The sequence below is a fragment of the Mesorhizobium sp. M7A.F.Ca.MR.362.00.0.0 genome, from assembly GCF_004023175.1.
GTDB lineage: Bacteria > Pseudomonadota > Alphaproteobacteria > Rhizobiales > Rhizobiaceae > Mesorhizobium.
The window spans coordinates 1-493 of sequence record NZ_RZTF01000908.1 but is presented as its reverse complement, the minus strand read 5'-3'; the positions used below and the strand labels follow the sequence as shown (position 1 = coordinate 493).

1 protein-coding gene and 1 pseudogene are annotated in these 493 nt (G+C 64.9%); one reads left to right on the top strand and one right to left on the bottom strand.

Annotated features, from left to right (window positions below; all coding sequences use genetic code 11):
- Window positions 1–326 (top strand): replication initiation protein RepC (repC, locus tag EOC06_RS38470; RefSeq protein ID WP_245470474.1); only part of this gene is annotated, 326 nt, incomplete at its 5' end.
- A 29-nt stretch (window positions 327–355) separates the two neighbouring features.
- Here repC and EOC06_RS44700 read toward each other — a convergent pair.
- Window positions 356–493 (bottom strand): annotated as a pseudogene (locus tag EOC06_RS44700) (recombinase family protein); the annotation flags it as partial.

Here is a 493-nt window from a genome sequence, read left to right as displayed (position 1 = left end):
CCTGGGAGGAAGCGCGGACGGCCATGGGTGAACAGCAGGCGGCGATTACCATTGCCGCGATCTACCAGCGGCAGGACCAGATCAACAGCGCCGGCGGCTATTTGCGCAGCCTGACGGACCGAGCAAAGGCCGGAAAGTTCTCGGTCTGGCCGATGGTGATGGCCTTGCTGCGGGCAAAGCTTGACGCGTCGAAGACGACCGGAACCGGAGCTGAAGCCGCGGCCGTCGACTTGGAGACGGCAGGCAAGATTGTGCGCACCGAATCCCGGCTGGAAATCAGCGATGCGTTGCGCCGCAGTCTCGACAAGCCGGGGCGCGGGTCATGATCAGCCGGGCCGGTTTCGATCCGCACTATGGGAGACGCCCGCTTCAGCAGTGTGGCATCAGCCAGGTGCTCGGTGACGAGCCACCTCACTGCCCGCCGCAGTCGTTCAGGCGTCCAGTCGAGGTCGCGCTGCTTCAGGACCCGAGCGATATCGTCCCAGTTGTGGTC